Genomic DNA, 20,243 nt, shown 5'->3' on the forward strand with positions numbered 1-20,243 from the left:
GCACGACGGCAACCAGATTGGCCGTGGCCGGCCATGCCAGAAATCGCCGCAGACAAGACCTTCGCCGATCTTGCCCGAAACTTTCGCCGATCTTGCCCGAACGGGGTGAGCATGAAGACGAGGCTGAGAGGGGTGAACATCATGGCTGACGACAAAGAAGTGCTGGACTGGGTCTCTCCCCGCAAGCAGCGGGAAATCGACAACCAGGCCGCGTTCCTGCGCTTCCTCCTGGAGCGTGAAGAAGCGATCGCTCAAGAGGGCGAGAAACTGTATGGGTGATTGATGGCACCAATCGCGGTCGCCCGAAAGTAGCTGAAGAGGCACAATTGCCAAGGTCATTGCGGTCGGCGGCCTCGTCGTCGTATTTCTTTGGGGCAGACTGGTGGCATGAGCGGAATCCGGTGGGTGCTGCACGTCGATCTCGACCAGTTCATCGCGGCGGTCGAAGTGCTCCGGCGGCCGGAGCTTGCGGGCAAGCCGATCATTGTCGGCGGCCGGGGCGACCCCACGGAACGGGCTGTGGTGTCGACCGCATCCTACGAGGCCAGGGTGTTCGGCGTGGGTTCCGGAATGCCCTTACGCATTGCGGCCAGGAAAGTGCCGGACGCTGTGATCCTGCCCGTCGATCACGAGGCCTATCTGGCTGCGTCTGAAACAGTCATGACGACCCTCCGCGCGCAGCCCGGCGCCACCGTGCAGGTGCTGGGCTGGGACGAAGCATTTATGGGCACTGAGACAGACGATCCGGAAGCCTACGCCCGGCAGGTGCAGGCCGCTGTCCTGGAGCGAACGCAACTGTACTGCAGCGTGGGCATCGGCGATACCCTGGTCCGAGCCAAGGTCGCCACCGGTTTCGGCAAGCCGGCCGGCGTCTTCCGTCTCACGGCCGGGAACTGGCTCGAGGTCATGGGCGGCCGGCCTACCAAGGACCTGTGGGGCGTCGGAACCAAAGTGTCGGGCCGGCTGGCCAAACTCGGCATCAACACAGTCGCGGAGCTCGCCGCGTCCGACCCCCGGGACCTGGTCCCGGAGTTCGGCCCCAGGATGGGTCCCTGGTACGCGGAGCTCGGACGCGGGGACGGCGCCAGCGTTGTGGACGACACCCCGTGGGTTGCCCGCGGGCATAGCCGGGAGACCACTTTCCAGCACGACCTGACCGAGCCCGCCCAGGTGGACGACGCCGTCAGGGAGCTGACAGCGCGCGTCCTTGAGGATGTTGTGGCCGAAGGGCGGCCCGTGGTTGGGCTGACCCTCAAGGTTCGGTACGCGCCGTTCTTCACCAAAACCCACGCGAGGAAGGTTCCCGAGACGTTCGACCGGACCGAAATCCTCACGCGGGCCTTGGACCTCGCAACCGCAATCGAAGCGGGCCGCCCGATCCGGCTCCTGGGACTGCGGGCCGAAATGGCGATGCCTGACGATGCCCGAAAGGGACATACGCCGACGCGCGGTGGTTGGTGACGCCGTCGCTCTTGTCCTTTACCCGTCGGGTAGGTTTGTGAAAAAAGGAGAGGTCAATGAGCGAGAAACTCCGTTGGGGCATCCTGGGCACCGCCCGCATCGTCCGCAAGACAATTCCGGCCCTGCAGGAAACGAAAAACGGTGAGGTCGTAGGCATCGCCTCCCGCACCGAGGAAAAGGCCAGGGAGTACGCCGACAAGCACGGCATCCCACAGGCGTTTGGCTCTTATGAGGCGCTGCTCGCTGCCCAGGACATCGATGCTGTCTACATTCCGCTGCCGAACGCACTGCACCTCGAATGGATCCTGAAATCCTTGGACGCGGGCAAGCACGTCCTCTGCGAAAAGCCTTTGGCGATGAGCGCCGCCGAGTGCGAGGAGATTGCGCGCAAGGCCGACGAGACCGGGCTCAAAGTCCTGGAAGGCTTCATGTACCGTTTTCACCCGCGTTTCGAGAAACTGCAGGAGCTGCTCGCGGCCGAGGCGGTGGGCAAACTGACCTTTGTCCACGTCGGTCACTCCTTCGATGCGGGCGCGGACGACAACATCCGATGGTATTCCGGGCTTGGTGGCGGCGCACTTTTCGATACGGGGTGCTACTGCGTCAACGTGAGCCGGATGGTCACGGCGCAGGAGCCGGCTCGGGTCGCCGCTTTTGGCAACTACCGCGACGCCAACGACGGCGGCCGGATTGACACCAGCATTGCGGGCATCCTGCGCTTTCCCGGCGCCGTAACCGCGCTTTTTGATACCGGAGTGAACCTCGAGCGCCGCAACTTTTTGGAAATCACGGGCACCGAAGGCCGGCTCTTCCTCGACAATCCTTTTGGGCTCCTGGAAGAGGATTCGGTCCTGGAGGAGCATCACTTCGGGCAGGACACGATCCATCACGAGGTCAAGGGCGAAAACCACTTCGTACGGATGGGCGAACACTTCGCCGACAGCGTCCTCAACGGCACGCCGCTCCGCTACGACCTCACGGACGCGGCCAACAACGCGCGGGTGCTGGAAGATCTCGACGGGGCAGCGCGGAGCCAAGAGGGCGTCTGAACCGAGAGCACATCCGGATCCCGGCTAGCTCGCCGGGTCGTACCCGAACTCGCGGAGCTCCTGCGCGCAACGGCAGGCCACCGCGATCTTCCTCGCCCACCCGACCGCGTCCTCGCGTGTCGGCAGCTCCAGCACGGTGAATCCACCAGTGAGCTCGGAGCCCGGATAGATCTCGGTGCTCACCGACCCGTCGGCTGAGACCAGAACGGGATCGACTTCCTCGTTGATCCCACCGCCGAATACGTAGACGCCGGCAGCCTTCGCCTCCTCGATGACAGCGTGGGAATCGGCCGAGACGACCGGGAACTCCTCGTCAGTGAGCACCATTGCTTCGCTGGGGAAGGAGATGAGGTATTTGGTCATGCCTCGATGATGCCCCGCGGGCGGGCCGGACAGCAACGGTTGTGCCTCAATCCCCATTTGCTCCCGGCGTGTTCAATCGGGTCCCGCCCGCCACTGGAGCTAGCCGGCCTGTCTTGGTAGCTTTCAACGCATGGCCATCAAACTTGAGAACGTCGGGATCGCCGTTCGCGACCTGGAAGCAACCATCGCCTTTTTCACCGACCTCGGTCTCACGGTCGTGGGCCGTGACACGGTCAGCGGGGAGTGGACCGATACCGCCGTCGGACTCGATGGCAACCACGCCAAGATAGCCATGCTCCAGACGCCGGACGGTTACGGCCAGCTTGAGCTCTTCGAATACATCCACCCCAAAGCGATCGAGACCATCCCAACTCGTCCCAACGACATCGGCATGCACCGCGTCGCCTTCTCAGTCGACGACATCGACCAAGCCCTTGAGATAGCCGCGAAGCACGGATGCCATCCTCTCCGCGGCGTGGCGACATACGAGGACGCCTACAAACTCACCTACGTCCGCGGTCCCAGCGGCATCCTCGTGATGTTCGCCGAGAAACTGATCAAAGACTGACGCTTGAATCGGACCAACTATAAGCGTGTGGGTGCCCGCTGCCGCTGCACGGATAGGCCGGCGCGAAGGAACGATCATCCTCGCAGGCGGCAGCGGCCACGCGGACGTCACCGGGGCGGACGCGCAGGCGGCCGTTTATACCGCGATGGCCTTCGTGCTGGCCGCTTTCGCCCGGGCCATCACCGCCCCGGGCATAACCGGATACGTGCACCAGGGTGTTGCTGGCCGGACGGCCCCGGTCATCTTCCGGAGGCCGCCATCGTCACGCGGGCTGCATGCATCAAAAAATGACGGCTGCCCTGACAGTCGGATCAGGCCTTGGCGAGCGGCAGCACCAGCATGTAGCCGGCCGGCAGATTGCTGCTCCAGCGTCGCGGTTCACGGACGACGAACTGCGTTGCCAACTGCTTGGGGGTGAGCAGGGCGTTGGGCGCGGGGGACGGTCCCCATCGAACGTCTCCGTACGGGTAGAGCGGATCCTGGACGCGGATGCCGGTGACCGAGAACTTCGGGAACTGGTCGGGATCGCCTAGTGACGTGAAGCCGCTCATCACCCACACATGGCGACCGCGCCACATGACCAGCCCGACGGGCCGGCCTGTCTCGGCGATGGCCCGCGCCGCGGTCCGCAGCGCTAAGTCGTAGTTGGCGATGCTAACGACGGTGTAGGGCCCCATCCCGACCTTGGTCAGCACCTTCGCCCAGCCCAAGGGGTTGGCCCCGTTGAACGAGTTGAACGACCGCGCCCGGGCCATCTCCCACAGCTCGCCCTGCTGAACGCGATCGGTCCACGTGCCTGCCGCCCCCGCATCGTCGATCAAATTGTGCATGATCTGGATGCTCGCGGCCACACACCACTCAAAGGTGTACTGGGGAACGAAGTCCCCCTCCTGGTAGAGGTTGAGGGCGAACGCCCGGGGCACCGCGGTCGGCGTCGGAATCGATGTCGGGGTGGGGGACGGGGTCCGGTGAGGAGCGGGGACGCCATCGCGTGGGGCCGGCGGGGCCGAGGTGGTCTGGATCGGTCGATCGGTGGCGACCTCATCGAGTCTGACAGCGGGCGCGCAGGCCGAGAGGAGGGTCGCTAGGCTGACGAACCAAGCCAGGATACGGAGCTGGGCGCCGATCATGATCGAACCATTTTATCCCTCCGCGCACAAAATGCGTCGCTCAGGGGAGGGCGGGGCCTTAGTGCCACGCTGATTCATCTTGAGCAGGGGCCGAAGCGTTGGTTCTTGTTGTTGGTTCTCGCGTGCGGGAACCTTGGTGAGTCAGGTCAGATCACGTTCTGCAGGGAGACCAGCCGTGTCATCCACCCGCACCAGCGTGGCGTTCCACGTCTCAGAGCCAGTGGCCGCAGCCGTTGCTGGCGGGCGCCCTGTCGTGGCTTTGGAATCGACCATTTTCACTCACGGTCTTCCCCGTCCGCGCAATCTTGAAGTTGCTTTGGAAGCTGAGGAACGCCTCCGCAGTCAAGGGATCCTTCCTGCAACGATTGGTGTCTTCGCCGGTGTTCCGACGGTGGGGCTCAGCCTTGAGCAGATCACCTCGCTCTCCAATGACGGCGCAGTCAAGAAAGTCAGCCTCCGCGATCTTCCCGTAATGGCTGCTCTTCAGCTCCACGGCGGCACGACCGTGGCAGCAACAGCATTCCTGGCACACCGCGCCGGCATCAAAGTGTTCTCAACCGGCGGCTTGGGTGGAGTTCACCATGGTGCGGCGACATCCTTCGATGAATCTGCCGATATGACTACCCTGGCTACTACCCCGATCATCGTCGTGAGCGCCGGCGTGAAGTCCATACTCGACGTCGCAGCCACCCTCGAACGGTTCGAAACGCTCAACATCCCGGTCATCGGATACAAAACCAAGAAGTACCCTGGCTTCTACGTTTCCGACTCGGGGTTTGAGATCGAGTACGCAGTCAACACCCCCGATGAAGTTGCAGCAATCTGCAGCGCACGAGACGACCTGCACATCGAATCGGCCATCCTGTTGGCAAACCCGATCGCAGAGGACAAACAGTTCCCTCCGGCCGAGCTCGACGACATTCTCTCCCGGGCGTGGGCGGAGGCGGAGAAGAACGGGATTAGCGGCAAGGACACCACACCGTTCCTTTTGGACTTCATCCAGCGCGCTTCAAACGGCCGCAGCGTGAATGTAAATGTCGACGTGTACCGCAGCAACGTGTCCCTGGGTGGCGAAGTCGCCTCCGCGCTGACCCGCTAACCGGAGTGGCCGTCTTGAATGGCCAGGGTTGGGAGACGGCCCGCCCTTCGCAGCATCAATTTCCGAGGGTGTGGTTGGTGGCTGCTTCGTCGCTGCCTTTCACCTCGACGCTGTTTGTGGCGGCCCAATTGGCCAGCAGCTGCAGTCCGTCGTGGGACGTGGAGCCTGGTTCCGCGGAGAACACGAGCATCTGAAGGCCGCGGTCAGCGGCCAGGTCCAGCCCGAGGTAGTTCAGGTCGAGGTCGCCAACGATGGGGTGGTGAATGCTTTTGATGCCGGTGCGGTGCTCGCGGACGTCGTGCGCTCCCCAGAGTTTCCGGAAAAGGTCGCTGCGGGTTGAGAGTTCGCCGACGAGGTCGCTGAGCTGGCGGTCGTAGGGGGAACGGCCCGCTTCGACCCGGAGAAGGGCAACGATTTGGCGGGTGTTGAATTCCCAGTCCCGGTAGAACGTCTGTGCCCTGGCATCAAGGAAGGCGAAGCGTGCGGCGTTCACGGGCTGCCGGGAGTCCTCGAACATCTCTGAGAAGAGAGCCCGGCCGAGGCGGTTGGTGGCCACGGAGTCCAGCCGGCCGTTTTGCACGTACACCGGGACAGTGGACATCGCGTCGATGGTCTGCTGCAGGGTGGGGTTGATCTGTGTTTTGCGTGCCGGGCGCCTGCGCTGCGGGTGGGCGCCGGCGTTGGCTGAACGGATGAGCTCGTGGAGATGCGAGTGCTCGGCCTCATCCAATTGGAGCGCCCGGCTGACCCCATCAATGACGGCCTCCGACGCTCCCTTGGCATTGCCGCGTTCCAGGCGTTTGTAGTACTCCGAGCTCATGCCGGCCAGGAGCGCCACTTCTTCCCGCCGCAGGCCAGGAACGCGGCGCCGCCCCCCGAAGTCAGGCAGGCCCACTTGCTTCAAGGTCAGCTTGGCCCGCCTCGAGACGAGGAACTGGCTGAGATCGTCGTGGTTGTCCATGGTGTCGAAGGTACTCCACCTCGAGCCCGCTAGCGGGTCCCTGCCAGGGAACCTCTAGGTAGGGTCTCGTTAGCCCACGCGCTGACCGGTTGACTTGAATCATCAGCCGCCCCGCACGGGCCGGTTGGGACCCGGGACGGCATCATCGCAGATCCTCCATTGCTGAGCCTTGGGCAATGTCCAGACCCAGGCCTGAAACCCACACCGAAAGGAAAGAGCATGAAGAACGCACGTCTCGGAGACCTGGAAGTTTCCGCCATCGGACTCGGCGCCATGACCATGGCCGGCACTTACACCAGCGAGGGCACCCTGGATAACGCGGAGTCGATCCGCACGATCCACCGCGCACTCGATCTCGGGGTCACCCACATCGACACGGCAGAGATCTACGGGCCTTTCCTGAGCGAAGAGATCGTCGGCCAGGCGGTCAAGGGACGCCGCGACCAGGTCAGGATCGCCACAAAGTTCGGCCTCGTCTCCCATTCCGGCGGCGGTCCCGGCGAGATCGACAGCAGTGCAGCGAACGTGAAGGCCGCCGTCGAGGGCTCCCTCAAGCGCCTCGGCACCGACCACATCGACCTGTACTACCAGCACCGGGTCGACCCGAACACCCCGATCGAGGAAACCGCCGGCGCCGTCGCGGACCTCATCGCCGACGGCAAGGTACTGCACTTCGGACTGTCCGAAGCCTCCCCGGAGACCATCCGCCGCGCACACGCAGTACAGCCGGTCACGGCCCTGCAGACCGAGTACTGTCTCTGGACCCGCGACGTGGAGGAGGAAATCCTGCCGCTGCTACGTGAACTCGGCATCGGCTTCGTCCCGTACTCACCGCTCGGACACGGCCTGCTGACCGGTCAAATCCGCTCCGTGGACGACTTCCCTGACGACGACTGGCGCAAGACCAACCCGCGATTCACGGGCGAGAACTTCCGCCGGAACCTCGCGATCGTCGACGAAGTCAAGGCTATCGGCGCCGAAATCGGCGCGACCCCCGCACAGACAGCCCTCGCCTGGCTGCTGACCCGTGGGAACGACATCGCCCCGATCCCCGGCACCCGTCGGGTCTCCCGCGTCGAGGAGAACACTGCTGCCGACGGCATACAACTCACCGGCGACCAGCTGGAGCGGCTGAACACCCTGCGGCCTGCCGCAGGGGAACGCCACGACGAGGCCAACATGGCCTCGATCGACCGCTGATCCCCGGCCGTGGTGTCCGGCCAAACTCCCCGTTCCAGTGGGCGACAACGCAATGGCTGCGACATCGGCTCCCACGCGACCTGAGGCGATCGAGAGGGGCTTGTCCGCGATTGTTCCAGTTCCGAGTTGGGTCGCAGCAATGCCTCGTGCCGGAAGTGCCGCCACGTTCCCGGGCTTTCCGATGGAGCCGAACGACCCTTTGTGGAACCAGGGCGCCGTGGCGTCCGTGGTGCAAGACGCCAGGGGTGAGCCAAGGCACGCTACTAAGAGTCCGGGCCGCTTTCCCATACGGGAATTAGGTCTGCTAGGTTCCTCCGCTCCGCATCGCTGGGAGGAATCGGGCTTAGATCGTTATGCCAATTATTGAAAGCATAGCTATCTAGGCCGTCCGAGTCGTACTCTGTGGTCCAAAGCGGAGGTATGAGCGGATGAAGTTTGCCCTCCGCTCATGTCTCCTTGCGAGCTATTCCAGCAGCTGTGAGCTATAAGCAGACACTTCTCTCAATTGCGAGGATCATGAAATTGCCAGCAAGTACAACAACGCGCAGATTACTGACATTACAGAAAAGACAGCCACGATCGCGGCGAAACCCCATTTAGTGCTCATGATTTCTCCCACTCCTAGGGGGGCCTACATGCCCTAGTTCCTTCCATTCACATTTTGATACGCACAAATGTGAATTCCATGTGAAACAGCCCTGCATTCACCCAATTCACTTCGAAGCGCCCGGACGTAGAACAAGCGACCAGAAAACTTCTGGACGACAGCGGTTGGGGTAGCCCGCTGTACGCGAACGAGGTAACCCTATGGGTCCGGCGTAGCCGCTTCAGCAATGAGGACAGACAAGCAGCCTCAGTCTGTTTGGACCGTTGGGCGTACTCGGCTTGGAACCAGCGTGGCCCTGAATTCGCACACTCTGACGATCGGATTAACAGGAGCCGAACCTTTAAGGGGACAGTTCCAATCCGTACCGGAGCTTGTAGGCCCGTTCGACGCTCTAGGGCCGGCAAACGGGGCTACGCTTCCTTTATGAAGCCCCCGCTCAATCCTTGTTTCAACACTTCTGCTGGTTCTTGTGGTCGTTGCAATCATCGTTGCTTGGCTTGTTTGGCAACCCAGCGCCATCGGGACCTGATCAGTTCCGCTGCACTGGCTGTCCCCGCACCCTGGAATCAAAACGTGTAATCGGGGGTCCCAAAGACGGCACATGCACTCACCCTAGGGCAGGAAGAGCGACCGCTAGGGCAGAGAGTGCGACATAAGTTCTTCCGGGCAGGATCTTGGACGTTGAGGCCGGGCTTGTCCATTGGACTACGTACACGATCCTGGTGCTGAAGGTAATGTTGAATCGCCATAGCTGGACCATACTGTTCCTATGGGACCAAGGCTTGTTGGTTGCGCGGTCGTTGGTATGCTCTCGGCGGTGCTGTCAGCTTGTACCTCGCCCCCGCCACCTGCCGGCGAACTGCCACCAGGTCCTGCAGAACAGCAGTCCACAACGGCCGCGCCAGGAGAGCTTGTGGGCCGCGGGCTGGTGCGTCAGGAGGGCAACGAGCTGCCTCAATTCTGTATGGGAGGCATCGCCACCTCCGATCCGCCCTTATGCACTGGCCCGCCTCTCCGCGGCTGGGATTGGTCAGTAGCGGACGGCGAAAAGACAGTGGCTAACGTAACCTACGGAGACTTCGTGGTTCACGGGACTTGGGACGGAACCAGCTTCATCGTCACAAGACCTCCACGAAACATCGCGTCCAACGAATCATGGGGAGAACCGGACCCTCGACAGGATCCACGCCACCCTGGCACCGGGACGAAAGCGCGCCTGCAGCAAATCCAACGCGAGATATGGGAGAAGGAGCGACCCGTGGCAGATACACAGGTCGAAAACGGTTACCTCTTCAGATACGTTCCCTACGATGACGGGTCGCTACAGAAGGCGATGGATAAGCGCTACGGGCCGGGGATTGTCGTTGTCCGGTCCCAGCTCCGCCCCGCGGACTAAGCCGACCGCATCCTCAACCCTTTACGGCTCTCGCCGGACCAATTCGAGGACGTGGGCATAGTTTTCTTCGAGTGTGGGCTCCGGGGTAGCCAGGCGCCGTAGCGCGACTCGAACGACGTCGACGGCAGTGTTCCTTGTGATACGAATCCGAGGGTATCCCTCCTCGACGACTTCCCAGTGGCCCCCAGGAACTGTGTGCGTTAGGAGATCTCCGTAGAACATCCCTATAGGGCGGGCAAGCTCGGCCGGCAAACCATCATTGATGGCTTGATCAAGAGTGGCGAGGCTTTCTGCTTTGCGTGGCAGTGTTTGACCTCGCTCTTGAAAATAGCTGAGGAGCTCGTCGTATCCGCCGACGTTAGTTGGCGGGGTTACGACGGCATCCGAAGTGACTGGCTTATATTCGGCGTACCTTCTCGGCAATCCCGCCGGCAGTTTCTGCAGAAGTTCGTCGGGATCTTCGGGGGTGCTCATACGGTCATCCTAAGCACACGCAATTGCGCGTTGGTCGAGGAATACCGGGAATCGAACCCTTACCGGGTCGAATCCGGCTCGACGGCGCGTGACTGACAAGAACGGCGAGAAAGAGCCAGCGAGAGGAAGCTACCCTCAACGGGCACGACCTGGGCGAACTCAAGTGGGTGCTTTTCATGCGGGCGTTCCGGTCACCTGCCTAGCCAGAGCGACCCCGGATTCGCTCATTTCGTCCGAGAGCTTCAACACGTCGTACATCCCCAGCTGAAATTCGCGGCTGAACGCCGTAACCCGGGTTCCGTTGTCGGTGGCATCAACCACGAAACGGATGTGGGGCCGTACCTTCGAGTGCCTGGCAGCGTCATGGTGGCGCCATTCGCCCTGCCACTCGCTGCTGATTTCCACCTAAACGTCCGAACCCGTGATTATCGTGGTCAATCCCGGCTGGCCGAACACCCGGGCCAAGGCTTCCACCGCGTCCTGAGGGGACAAGGCGGTGATCCATTGCTCTTCGTTCTGGAAGTGATGCCGCCCGGGCCCGAACTGCAGGATGATCGCTAGTCCTACCAAGTTGGGCCATGACGCGGCTAGCACCAGGTGATGGGGATCGTCGATCAGCTGCCACGCAAACTGCAAAACACCGAGAAGAACAGTAATGACGAGAAAGATTCTCCTCCAGATGCCGGGAACCGGAACCAGGTCCGCCGCGCCGCGTTTGCCGGAGGCAAGCCCAGCTCCGAGGACGAGGGTAAGGAGCGCTTGGACGCAGGCGACGATGATTGGAACGATGTCAGATCTGGGGTCCGGGGCGGAAACCAGAACAATGATCACCGATGTGACCGCGAGTCCGGCCATGACCACTCCCGCGCCGATCCGGATCCTTCTATCCCGCGCCGATGTGGCCATGGACCACTGTCAGCGAGCCTACGTCCCCTTGTCAACGGACACCGAGAGCGGCCGTTCCGAGGGGTCAATCGCAGCTTGGGCTGGCGGTTCTCCAGTCCGTTCAACCGAACCTCAAGCGGGCCAGTTTCCGTGGTCTACTCTGCAAGGAGGGAAGCCGGACAAGTCGGATCGCTGGGCGCCGCCAGTGATCAACGGAGAATACGAAGTCCTCAGCGGCCATCCGGCAACTTTGATCTAAGTTCCTCTGCACGCGAAGCGATGGCCTGACGCTGGGCTCGGGTGAATCGTCTGGCCTGCAGGTCGAGGACTGCCCGGCTGCCCAGCTCTCCCACACCCAACAGCTGACCCACCCGACGGATCGCTTCGTCCGCGTCTTCTGAATCCTCAATCATCTGGAAGACCTCATCACGCCGATCCATGGCCTGTGCCAAGGCCTCGAGGACCATCAATTCTTCCCTTGTCTGCCGCTCATCCTCATCCATGCGGCGATTCTTGCACGACGGAAGTCTTGGGACACTGCGTCCAGTTGGAGATGGTCAACTTGGCGCTTCATCCTTTCGGGGAACCGTGAATGGGCCCGATTCATCAGCAGTCGTACTTAAGTCCCAGGCTGAGATGCTGCTTTCTTGCCTGTCAGATACGGCCACGTGATGATGAGTCCCCCTGTAAAACCACCAGCGAGTGTGCCCAGCGCTGGGCCCAGTCCGAATGTAACCATGAGGATAAGCGCGGAAATGACAAGAGCGAGTGCCAATATCGAATATACTTGCTTGCGTTTAGGCCTTTTGTCTCGAACCCAAAAAGCCACAGTCATTATCAAAAGGATTCCGGCATTGGAGGCCGCGCTCGGCCAATAGCTTTCGTCACCCGGGCCTACAAATAAAGCGAGAACGCCGGCACCAACGAGGGAACCTATCAGCCAGCACAAGATGGCCACTACGATCTTCTTCCCTCTGGTGCTCAAGTCATCACCTCTTGCGCCTCAAATGAGAGCCAATTTTCCTCGTTTGGCCGCCGTGGGTGGACGCAAGCGACCTTCCGACGGCCAGCCGTGCCGTCAGCGTAACAGCGGCCAACACCACGCGCACTAGTCGGGATGTCTCAAGAAGATGCAGGCTATCCTGACCGTCCATACGCGAGCGTTAAAAACGTCCGGAAGAGGCCCGACCGCATATCGTCCCGTAAGCCGGTCACTCACCGGACGCACCACCACTTGACCTGCGCTGTTGGGTCTAGGCGGAGGCAACCGTTCCGCATGAACGGTCCGGTGATATGTCCGGTGACGGGCTGCTATATGGCGCACTGCCACCCATTAGGCGGACACTCCTGTTCATGGTTGAAATAAAGGTTGGCTACGCAAGGGTTTCCACCGACGAACAAGACCTCACTGTCTAACGGGATGCGTTGGCGGCCATGGGCGTCGAACCTGATCGTATTTATGTCGATCATGGCCTGACTGGTAGTAACACGAACCGCCCAGGACTTCGTGAAGCGCTGGCCGCGTGCCGAAGCGGCGATACCTTCATGGTGACGAAACTCGACCGGCTGGCCCGCTCTGTGCGGGATGCGCATCAGATCGCGGACGACCTCGCCGCGCGTGGGGTGAAGCTGAACATCGGCGGTTCGTTGCATGATCCCGCGGATCCGATAGGCAAGCTGCTGTTCAACGTTCTGGCCATGGTTGCTGAGTTTGAAGGCGATCTCATCCGGGCGCGAACGCGCGAAGGCATGAAGATCGCCAAAGCCAAGGGCCGCTTGCGTGGGAAACAGCCCAAACTATCGGCGAAACAGGAGGCACTCCTGGTCCAGCTCCATGACGCTGGCGAACACACCATGTATGAGCTGGCCGAACTGTTCTCCGTTGGCCGTTCCACCTTCTACCGCGCGCTCGACCGGGCGCGCCAAAAGGCGGAAAAGAAGGCCGGCTCCTGACGCTTGGATAACCAGCGCTCCCAAGGCAGACACCGCTGTCGGGCATGCCCTAACGACTCTCAGCGCGCGCCCGAACAAGCCCAAGGCACGCCACCGCAGCCGCGACGGACACCAAGGTCACGATGCCTAACGGAAGTGCGTTCTTCGCCCCGCCGATGCCCACCAGCGGTGCGGCGATGCCGCCGAAGGCAAACCGGGCCAGGCCCAGCAGCGACGACGCGGTGCCCGCGACATCCGGATAGCCCTTCAGGGCCAGGGAGGTCGCTGGCGGGGTGCGCTGCTGGACGAGAAGTGTCTCCTTGAAAATCACCAGGCAGGCCGCCAGGATGGCGACGCCCACCGCCGCGAGGAAGAGGAAGACGCCACGCCAATCGGTGACGGTGGCCAGCTGGCCGCCGCTGACGGGACCAACGATCGCCGCCAGTCCGCCGAGAACAGTCAGGCGGCCGTTCCCACCACACCGCCTACCCCAGCACCTTGGAAACAGCCTGCCCTGAATAGCCAGCCCGCTCCAGGGCTTCGAGGGGCGATGCCCACGAGGCCAGGACCTCCTTGGCGGCAGGGACCTGCTCGACGGCGAGCGCCTGCCGGTGCGCGTCGCCGAGGACGTCCCGGATGAACACCTTCTGCCCGGTCTGCGAAGACTTCACGGCCGCCTCGACCATTGCCAGGCTCAGGACGTTCTCATGGATTTCGCCCGAGGGAACCTCACCCGTCCGCAGGCACCGGACGAATTCAGCCAGCGCCCCGGCGATCTCTTCCGGGGTCCCGCCCTCGGCAACCAAAGAATCCGGCTGAGAAGAAGAGCAAGAAGCAAAACCCGGCCGGCCGCCGTCGTCCGCCACAGAAGCAGCCCCGGCAACATGCTCCGCGACCGGCGCCGCAGCGCCGTCCCAAGCCGCGGTACCGTTGGCTCCGTTGATCCGCCAGCTGCCGTTCCACGAGGTTTCCAGCCCGTCGGCGCACCAGCTTCCGGTGTAGACAAACCGGCTCCCGCCGTCCATCTCGAACACGGCCGTGGCAGCGGCGTCCCCGGCGTACCAGCTCCAGCCCGGGTTGAACTCCTCGCAGTAGACGGAAACCGGGTTTCTGCCGAGGAGGTACCGCGCGGTGTCGAACGCGTGGATGGCCATGTCCACCAGCAGCACGTGCTCCATCTCCTCCCGGAAGCCGCCGAAATGCGGCGCCTTGAAGAAGTCGCAGGTCAGCAGCCCGATCTCACCGAGCCGGGCTGCCTGCCGCTTGAAGTCGGCGAGCGTCCGGAAGTAGCGGCGGGACTGGCTGATCATCAGCAGCTGCCCGGTTGCCTCCGCCACCGCGGCGAGGGAGAGGGCATCCGCGACGGTCGGCGCCGCCGGCTTCTCGCACAGCACCGGCAGCCCAAGGAAGTGCGCCTCGACATTCACCGGGTGGTGCGCGGCCGGGACCGTCACGTTCACCACCGCCTGCGCTCCGACGGCGCCTGCCAGCTCGGTCAGGCTCGTCCCCACTGGCACGCCGCCGAGGCCCAAATCGGCCAGCGCGTCCCGCGCCGCCTGCGGGTTGAGATCGACGACGCCGGCGAGTTCGACGCCGGCCGCCTCGCCCAGCAGCCGCAGCCAGGCCCGGCCCATCCCGCCGGCCCCCACCTGGACCACGCGGACGGGTGCCGTTGGATCAGTCACAGTAGAAAAGCGGCTCAATTGGCCATCGCCCCCTCGTAGCTGTGGCCGGTGTAGAACGCCTCGGTTTCGTACCGCAGCAGGACCGGGTCGGTGCGTTCGGGCCGCACGGTGCGGGCCCATTCCACGCCGTTGGCGATGACCCTGCGCACGTCCTTGTGGTGGTAAACGGGGTAGTCCTGGTCGCCGGGGGAGAAGAAGAAGATCTTGCCGTACCCGCGCTTGAACGTGCACCCGCTGCGGAACACCTCGCCGCCGGAGAAGGTACTCAGGAAGATCAGCTCGTCGGGGGCGGGGATGTCGAAATGCTCGCCGTACATCTCCTGCTCCGGAATGATGAACGGGTGCGGCACACCCTGCGCGATCGGATGCGTGGGGTCCACCGTCCAGACAATCTCGCGGTCCCGCTCCGAGCGCCAGCGCAGTGTGCAGGTGGTGCCCATGAGCTTGCCGAAAATCTTGGACCAATGCCCGGAGTGGAGCACCACGAGGCCCATGCCGGCCAGCACGTGCCGGTGGACGCGCTCCACCACCTCGTCTGTCACCTCTCCGTGGGCGGCGTGGCCCCACCAGACCAGGACGTCCGTGTTCCGCAGCCGGTCCTCGGTGAGGCCGTGCTCGGGGTCGTCGAGGGTCACGGTGGCCACCTCGGCCCGCGGGCCGAGGTTCTCCTCGATGCCCTCGCGGATGGTGTTGTGCATGCCGTCCGGGTAGATCTCGGCCACGTGCGGCTGGTGCTGTTCGTGGCGGTTTTCGCCCCATACGGTGACGCGCAGGGGAGTGTGGTTCTCAGTCATGAAGGGTTCCTTAGGTTCGAGAGAGGAAGGGACTATTTGACGGCGCCGCCGGTGGCCCCGGCCGCGATGTACTTCTGCGCCAGGACCAGCAGCACGATGGCCGGCAGCGAGGACAGCACCGCCGTCGCCATCACGGCACTCCAGTTGGAGACCTGCGTGCCCAGGTACTGGTAGATGCCCAGCGTCACGGGCCGCACGTCCTCCGTGGTGGTCAGCGTCAGGGCGAACAGGAAGTCGCTCCACGAGAAGAGGAAGGCGAAGAGCCCGGCGGTGATGAGCGAGTTGCGGCTGATGGGCAGCACGATCGAGACGAACGCCCGGACCAGCCCGGCGCCGTCCACCCTCGCCGCCTCCACGATGCTGGGCGGGATCCGCATCATGAAGGCCCGCATAATCAGGATCACGAACGGGATGGCGTGGGTCGAGTCGGCCAGGATCAGCCCTGGGATGGAGTTGAGCAGGCCGAGGTCGTTGTAGGCGGCGTAGAGGGCGTTGGCGATCACGATGCCGGGGATCATCTGCGAAATGAGGATCGCCAGCAGCGCGGCGTTGATCCAGCGGAACCGGAACTGCGCCAGCATGTAAGCTGCGGGGGCCGCGACGGCCAGGCTGAACACCACCGTACCGAGCGAGATGACCAGGCTGGTCAGCAGGTTCGGGCCCTGCTGCGCAATCGCCTTCTCATAGCCCTCGAAACTGGGGTTCAGCGGCAGGAAGTCCGCGGTGAGGGTGTTGCCCGACGGTTGCAGTGATGCGTTGACCATCCAGTACACCGGGAACAGCATCACCGCGAGCAGGAGAAGTCCGACGGCGGTGTGCCCCAGCTTGGGCCGGCTGGCCTTCCGCAGCCGGGCCGCCGCGGAGCCCGGCGTCGTTATATCCAGGGTTGTCATGGTGCTCCTCTTACTCGTCGACCGCACGGCGGTTCATGCGGAGGTAGACCACCGCAAACACCAGTGAGATCAGGATCAGGATGTTGCTGAAGGCAGCGCCGACGCCGAACTGGAAGTTGACGAACGACTCCTGGTAGGAGCGCACGGCCAGGGTCTGGGTGGCGTTCGCCGGTCCGCCGTTTGTCAGCCCAAGGATGATGTCCAGGACCTTGAGCGTGTAGACGACGCCGAGGACCAGGACCACGCTGACCACCGGGCGCAGGTTTGGCCAGGTGATGTGACAGAACGCCTTCCAGCCGGTTGCGCCGTCGACGGCGCCCGCCTCGTACAGCTCCTCGGGAATCTCCTGCAGGCCGCCGTAGAGGAGGGTGACGTTGAAGGGAATGCCCACCCAGATGTTGACCAGGACCACGGCCAGCAGCGCCACCGACGGGCTGGTCAGCCAGGGGACTGGCTCCTGGATAAGACCGAGGTTCCGCAGGAACGCGTTGAGGATGCCGCTGTCCTGGTCGAGGATCGACCGCCACGTTGCACTCGAGACGATCAGCGGCAGCAGCCACGGCAGCAGCAGCATCGAACGGAGGAAACCGCTCAGCGGGAACCGCCGTTTGAAGAAACTGGCCAGGGCCAGTCCAATGACAAACTGGCCGGCGATCGAACCCAGGGTGAACAGTGCCGTGTTGAGCATCGCCGGGGCGAAAAGGCTGCTTCCGACGGCGGTGGCATAGTTCGCCATGCCAACCCAGGGTGCTTCTCCGGTGAAGAAGGTCCGGGTGGTGTACTCCTGCAGGCTCATCACCACGTTCTTCACCACGGGGTAGCCGAAGAACAGCAGGAGGAAGAGTGCAGCGGGCGCTAGGAAGAGTGCCTGGACCAGGCGCTCCCGGCGGAAGCCCCGCCGTCGTCCGTCCCCTTCTGCCGTGCCCGCGGTGGTGGCGGGGGACAGGTCTCCCGGCGCCGGGCTGGTGGTCAGTGTCGGCACGGCCGTGGCTCCTCTCCGTTATACGTGGTGGGTGCTTGCCTCATGCCGGGCCTACTTCGCCTCGGCCTTGGTGAAGGCCTCCTGCGGGGAAGCCTGGTCGGTCAGCGCCAGCTGGATTGCGGTGTAAATGACCGTTGCCGTCTTGGGCCATTCCTTGCCGAGCTTGCCCGTCCGGGACTGGGCGTTGGCCACCTGCTCAGTGAACGCTGCCATCTCAGGAACGGCCTTCACGTGCTCACCCGCAAGGGCGGTCTTGGTGGGAACCGTGAAGCGCTCCTTGGCCAGGGCCAGCTGGTTCTCATCGCTGCTGATGCACGCCACCAGCTCAGCGGACTTGGCCTGCTTAGCCCTGTTGCCGGTCTGCGGCACCGTCCAGACCTCGCCACCCAGCGGCGCTACGGGCGTCTGCCCCTGTGCGTTGACGGGGACCTGGACAGCCTCCCACTTGATGTTCGGCGTTTTGGCCAGTGAGGGGATCTGCCACGGTCCGTTGATCATCATGGCGGCCTTGCCTGCAGCGAACTGGTCCCGCACGTCCGCCTGGCTCCAGTTCACCACGCTCTTGGACGCCGACCCCGAGGCCACCAGGCCGTCAACGAAGCCCAGCGCCTCCGCCACCTTGGGGCTCTTCAGGTCGGTTTCCTCCCCGCCGTTGGTCCACATGAAGGGCAGGAACTGCCAGCTGCCTTCATAGGTGGCGATCGCGGAGAACGCCAGGCCGTAACGGTCGCCGGTGGTCAGCTTTGACGCCGCTGCCTTCAGCTCATCCCAGGTCTTGGGCGGCTGGATACCGGCAGCGGCGAGCATCTCCTTGTTGTAGAACAGACCCAGCGTGTTGGCGGTGGGGGCCAGGCCGTACACCTTGCCCTCGTACGTGGCGGCGTCCAGCATGCCCTGGGCAAAGCCGGAAGTGTCCACACCGAAGTCGTCCAGCGGGGCCAGGCCCCCGGTTGCCGCGATCTCCTGCACGTCGGGGTTGTCCAGCATCAGCACATCCGGCAGGGTCCGGGAGGACGACCGCTGGAGGACCTTCTGGATGAGGTCCTTGCCGGGGACGGTCTCGCGCTTGAGGGTCACGCCCAGCTGCGCGGCGCACTTGTCCAGCGCGCCCTGGATGTGGGTCTTGTCAGGTTCGTTGTTGTAGTAGTCAAGGACGGTGAGCGAGTCGACCTTTTCGCTGGCGGCGGCCTGGCTGCTGCCCCCTCCGCAGGCGGTGAGGGCGAGGGGCGCGATGGCGGCCATGGCCATCAGGCAGGTGAGTGATGATTTCTTCATGAGGGGGCTCCTTTGCCGTGTTTCGGTGGTTGCGGTGTTGGGTGTTCGGTGGTTCCGGTGATTCGTTCGTCCGGGGGTTCGGTGGTTCCGGGTGCACGGGATCATCCGGGCGGCCTATGGCCGCTGCGGTTGGCTGGGTTTTACTTAATGGCTCCGGTGGTTGGTTCGTGCCGGGAACGACGGCGGGCTACGCGCCGGCCGTTACGTCCTGCCACTGGGCGTTGTTGGCGGCACTGGCCTCTGCGGCGTCGAGGAGGCGCTGGATCTGCAGCCCCTCCGCGAACGATGGCTCCGGCTGTTCGCCGCGGGCGACGCACCGGGCGAAGTCGGCTGCCTGATGGACGAAGGCGTGGTCGTAGCCGAGCCCATGTCCGGGCGGCCACCACGCTCCGGCGTACGGGTGATTGGGCTCCGTGACGAGAATGCGGCGGAAGCCTGACGATTCGGCGGGGTCGGTGTGGTCATGGAACCACAGCTCATTGAGGTCCTCGAAGTCGAAGGCCAGCGAACCGCGTGAACCATTAACCTCAAGCCTGATGGCATTCTTGCGGCCGGTGGCGAAGCGGGTTGCCTCGAACGTAGCCAGCGCCCCTTCGGCGGTCCGTCCGATGACGACGGCGGCATCATCCACGGTCACTGCGCCCCGTTCGGGCTTCTCGTGGCCCTGCGCTCGCAGGCCGGATGCTGGCTCGGGGCCCGGCTGGGCCTGGAGTCCGGACGACGAACCGGCATACGGCCTGGTCTTCACAAAAGTCTCCGTCAGCGCGCTGATCCCTGCCAGGCGGTGGCCGGTCACGTACTGCGCGAGGTCGATGATGTGTGCGCCGATGTCGCCGAGCGCACCTGAACCGGCTTTGTCCTTCTGTAGGCGCCAGACCAGCGGGAACTCCTCATCCACGATCCAGTCCTGCAGATACGAGGCACGGATATGGCGGATGGTGCCGAGCCTGCCGTCCCGGACCAGCTCCCGTGCGTAGGCGAGTGCCGGTGTCCGGCGGTAGCTGAAGCCGACCATCGCCAGGGCGCCCCGGGCCTTCGCCTCCTCCGCAGCGAGGGCCATTCTCTCGGCTTCGCCCACTGTGTTGGCGAGGGGCTTTTCGCAGAGGACGTGCTTGCCGGCCTCGAGCGCGGCCATGGCAATCTCTGCGTGAAGGTTCCCGGGGGCGCAGATGTCGACGGCGTCGATGTCCGGGTCGGCCACGAGGGTCCGCCAGTCGGTCTCCACCCGGCCGATGCCGAACCTGTTGGCGAAAGATTGGGCTGCTTCCTGGTCGCGGCCGCAGACCGCTGCGAGGACGGGTACCACGCCGAGGTCGAAGAACCGCGGTGCCGTGATCCAGGCTTGGGCGTGAATGGAGCCCATGAACGAGTAGCCGATGAGGGCTATCCGCAGCTTTCCGGGCTCTGATGTTGTGGACGTCATCGTCCTCCTGTCGAAAAAGTGGGTCCGTGCGGACAGAAAGTTAAGCGGTTAACTCAACGGCCAAAG

General features: G+C 63.7%; 21 protein-coding genes and 1 pseudogene. 8 read left to right on the forward strand and 14 right to left on the reverse strand.

All coding sequences use genetic code 11. The features are described from left to right. The first annotated feature begins 33 nt into the window (after positions 1-33). The 3 genes from ABRP34_RS02635 (at position 34) to ABRP34_RS02645 (ending at position 2,510) form a co-directional block, all read left to right on the forward strand. A complete protein-coding gene (locus ABRP34_RS02635; RefSeq protein WP_139023238.1) occupies positions 34-279 on the forward strand; it encodes a hypothetical protein in 246 nt (81 codons plus the stop codon). A gap of 108 nt (positions 280-387) precedes the next feature. Further along, positions 388-1,461, forward strand: a complete 1,074-nt coding sequence (locus ABRP34_RS02640; protein ID WP_353712156.1) for a DNA polymerase IV — start codon at positions 388-390, stop codon at positions 1,459-1,461. 56 nt (positions 1,462-1,517) lie between these two features. Further along, entirely contained in the window at positions 1,518-2,510 is a 993-nt protein-coding gene (locus tag ABRP34_RS02645; RefSeq protein ID WP_353712157.1) for a Gfo/Idh/MocA family oxidoreductase, read from the forward strand. A 24-nt stretch (positions 2,511-2,534) separates the two neighbouring features. Here the strand turns inward: ABRP34_RS02645 and ABRP34_RS02650 are convergent, their stop codons facing one another. Then, complete coding sequence (locus ABRP34_RS02650; protein WP_353712158.1) at positions 2,535-2,873, reverse strand: transcription initiation protein; 339 nt, start codon at positions 2,871-2,873, stop codon at positions 2,535-2,537. 130 nt (positions 2,874-3,003) lie between these two features. Here ABRP34_RS02650 and ABRP34_RS02655 point away from each other — a divergent pair, with 130 nt between their 5' ends. Beyond that, positions 3,004-3,441, forward strand: coding sequence for a VOC family protein (locus ABRP34_RS02655; RefSeq protein WP_353712159.1), 438 nt, complete (start codon positions 3,004-3,006; stop codon positions 3,439-3,441). 311 nt (positions 3,442-3,752) lie between these two features. Here ABRP34_RS02655 and ABRP34_RS02660 read toward each other — a convergent pair whose 3' ends face one another. Further along, a complete protein-coding gene (locus ABRP34_RS02660) occupies positions 3,753-4,571 on the reverse strand; it encodes a hypothetical protein (RefSeq protein ID WP_353712160.1) in 819 nt (272 codons plus the stop codon). A gap of 175 nt (positions 4,572-4,746) precedes the next feature. On the opposite strand from ABRP34_RS02660, the gene ABRP34_RS02665 reads away from it, so the two are divergent. Beyond that, on the forward strand, positions 4,747-5,670 hold the full coding sequence (locus ABRP34_RS02665; RefSeq protein ID WP_353712161.1) for a pseudouridine-5'-phosphate glycosidase: 924 nt from the start codon (positions 4,747-4,749) through the stop codon (positions 5,668-5,670). 55 nt (positions 5,671-5,725) lie between these two features. Here the strand turns inward: ABRP34_RS02665 and ABRP34_RS02670 are convergent, their stop codons facing one another. Further along, positions 5,726-6,631 (reverse strand): helix-turn-helix transcriptional regulator, encoded by a 906-nt coding sequence (locus ABRP34_RS02670; RefSeq protein ID WP_353712162.1) that lies wholly within the window; start codon positions 6,629-6,631, stop codon positions 5,726-5,728. Positions 6,632-6,850: 219 nt separating this feature from the next. On the opposite strand from ABRP34_RS02670, the gene ABRP34_RS02675 reads away from it, so the two are divergent. Together ABRP34_RS02675 and ABRP34_RS02680 are read left to right on the forward strand one after the other, a co-directional pair. Then, the gene (locus ABRP34_RS02675) at positions 6,851-7,831 is read left to right on the forward strand and encodes an aldo/keto reductase (protein WP_353712163.1); all 981 of its coding nucleotides are present in this window, start codon (positions 6,851-6,853) and stop codon (positions 7,829-7,831) included. A gap of 1,865 nt (positions 7,832-9,696) precedes the next feature. Continuing rightward, complete coding sequence (locus ABRP34_RS02680; protein ID WP_353712164.1) at positions 9,697-9,834, forward strand: hypothetical protein; 138 nt, start codon at positions 9,697-9,699, stop codon at positions 9,832-9,834. Positions 9,835-9,855: 21 nt separating this feature from the next. On the opposite strand, the gene ABRP34_RS02685 is transcribed toward ABRP34_RS02680, so the two are convergent. The 4 genes from ABRP34_RS02685 to ABRP34_RS02700 form a co-directional block, all read right to left on the reverse strand. Continuing rightward, positions 9,856-10,308 carry a DUF6278 family protein gene (locus tag ABRP34_RS02685; protein WP_353712165.1) on the reverse strand — a complete coding sequence of 151 codons (453 nt, stop codon included), beginning with the start codon at positions 10,306-10,308 and terminating at the stop codon, positions 9,856-9,858. 174 nt (positions 10,309-10,482) lie between these two features. Next, complete coding sequence (locus ABRP34_RS02690) at positions 10,483-10,713, reverse strand: hypothetical protein (protein ID WP_353712166.1); 231 nt, start codon at positions 10,711-10,713, stop codon at positions 10,483-10,485. Next, the gene (locus ABRP34_RS02695) at positions 10,714-11,163 is read right to left on the reverse strand and encodes a hypothetical protein (protein WP_353712167.1); all 450 of its coding nucleotides are present in this window, start codon (positions 11,161-11,163) and stop codon (positions 10,714-10,716) included. A 260-nt stretch (positions 11,164-11,423) separates the two neighbouring features. Further along, positions 11,424-11,696 carry a DNA gyrase subunit A gene (locus ABRP34_RS02700; RefSeq protein ID WP_353712168.1) on the reverse strand — a complete coding sequence of 91 codons (273 nt, stop codon included), beginning with the start codon at positions 11,694-11,696 and terminating at the stop codon, positions 11,424-11,426. A gap of 850 nt (positions 11,697-12,546) precedes the next feature. Here ABRP34_RS02700 and ABRP34_RS02705 point away from each other — a divergent pair. Next, a pseudogene (locus ABRP34_RS02705) lies at positions 12,547-13,146 on the forward strand (recombinase family protein). A 49-nt stretch (positions 13,147-13,195) separates the two neighbouring features. Here ABRP34_RS02705 and ABRP34_RS02710 read toward each other — a convergent pair. The 7 genes from ABRP34_RS02710 to ABRP34_RS02740 all read right to left on the reverse strand — a co-directional run bounded on the left by ABRP34_RS02710 (position 13,196) and on the right by ABRP34_RS02740 (position 20,177). After that, positions 13,196-13,456 (reverse strand): hypothetical protein, encoded by a 261-nt coding sequence (locus ABRP34_RS02710; protein WP_353712169.1) that lies wholly within the window; start codon positions 13,454-13,456, stop codon positions 13,196-13,198. Between the two features lie 154 nt (positions 13,457-13,610). Beyond that, positions 13,611-14,810: a Gfo/Idh/MocA family oxidoreductase gene (locus ABRP34_RS02715; RefSeq protein ID WP_353712170.1), complete on the reverse strand. Its 1,200-nt coding sequence runs from the start codon at positions 14,808-14,810 to the stop codon at positions 13,611-13,613. Positions 14,811-14,824: 14 nt separating this feature from the next. Next, on the reverse strand, positions 14,825-15,604 hold the full coding sequence (locus tag ABRP34_RS02720) for a ThuA domain-containing protein (protein WP_353712171.1): 780 nt from the start codon (positions 15,602-15,604) through the stop codon (positions 14,825-14,827). 32 nt (positions 15,605-15,636) lie between these two features. Then, positions 15,637-16,389 carry a carbohydrate ABC transporter permease gene (locus tag ABRP34_RS02725; protein WP_245531476.1) on the reverse strand — a complete coding sequence of 251 codons (753 nt, stop codon included), beginning with the start codon at positions 16,387-16,389 and terminating at the stop codon, positions 15,637-15,639. A 118-nt stretch (positions 16,390-16,507) separates the two neighbouring features. Beyond that, positions 16,508-17,443 (reverse strand): sugar ABC transporter permease, encoded by a 936-nt coding sequence (locus tag ABRP34_RS02730; RefSeq protein ID WP_353713292.1) that lies wholly within the window; start codon positions 17,441-17,443, stop codon positions 16,508-16,510. Positions 17,444-17,530: 87 nt separating this feature from the next. Beyond that, a complete protein-coding gene (locus ABRP34_RS02735) occupies positions 17,531-18,754 on the reverse strand; it encodes an extracellular solute-binding protein (RefSeq protein WP_353712172.1) in 1,224 nt (407 codons plus the stop codon). A gap of 187 nt (positions 18,755-18,941) precedes the next feature. After that, positions 18,942-20,177, reverse strand: a complete 1,236-nt coding sequence (locus tag ABRP34_RS02740; RefSeq protein WP_353712173.1) for a Gfo/Idh/MocA family oxidoreductase — start codon at positions 20,175-20,177, stop codon at positions 18,942-18,944. Positions 20,178-20,243: the final 66 nt, after the last annotated feature.

Source organism: Arthrobacter sp. K5 (assembly GCF_040448525.1).
Taxonomy (GTDB): domain Bacteria; phylum Actinomycetota; class Actinomycetes; order Actinomycetales; family Micrococcaceae; genus Arthrobacter; species Arthrobacter globiformis.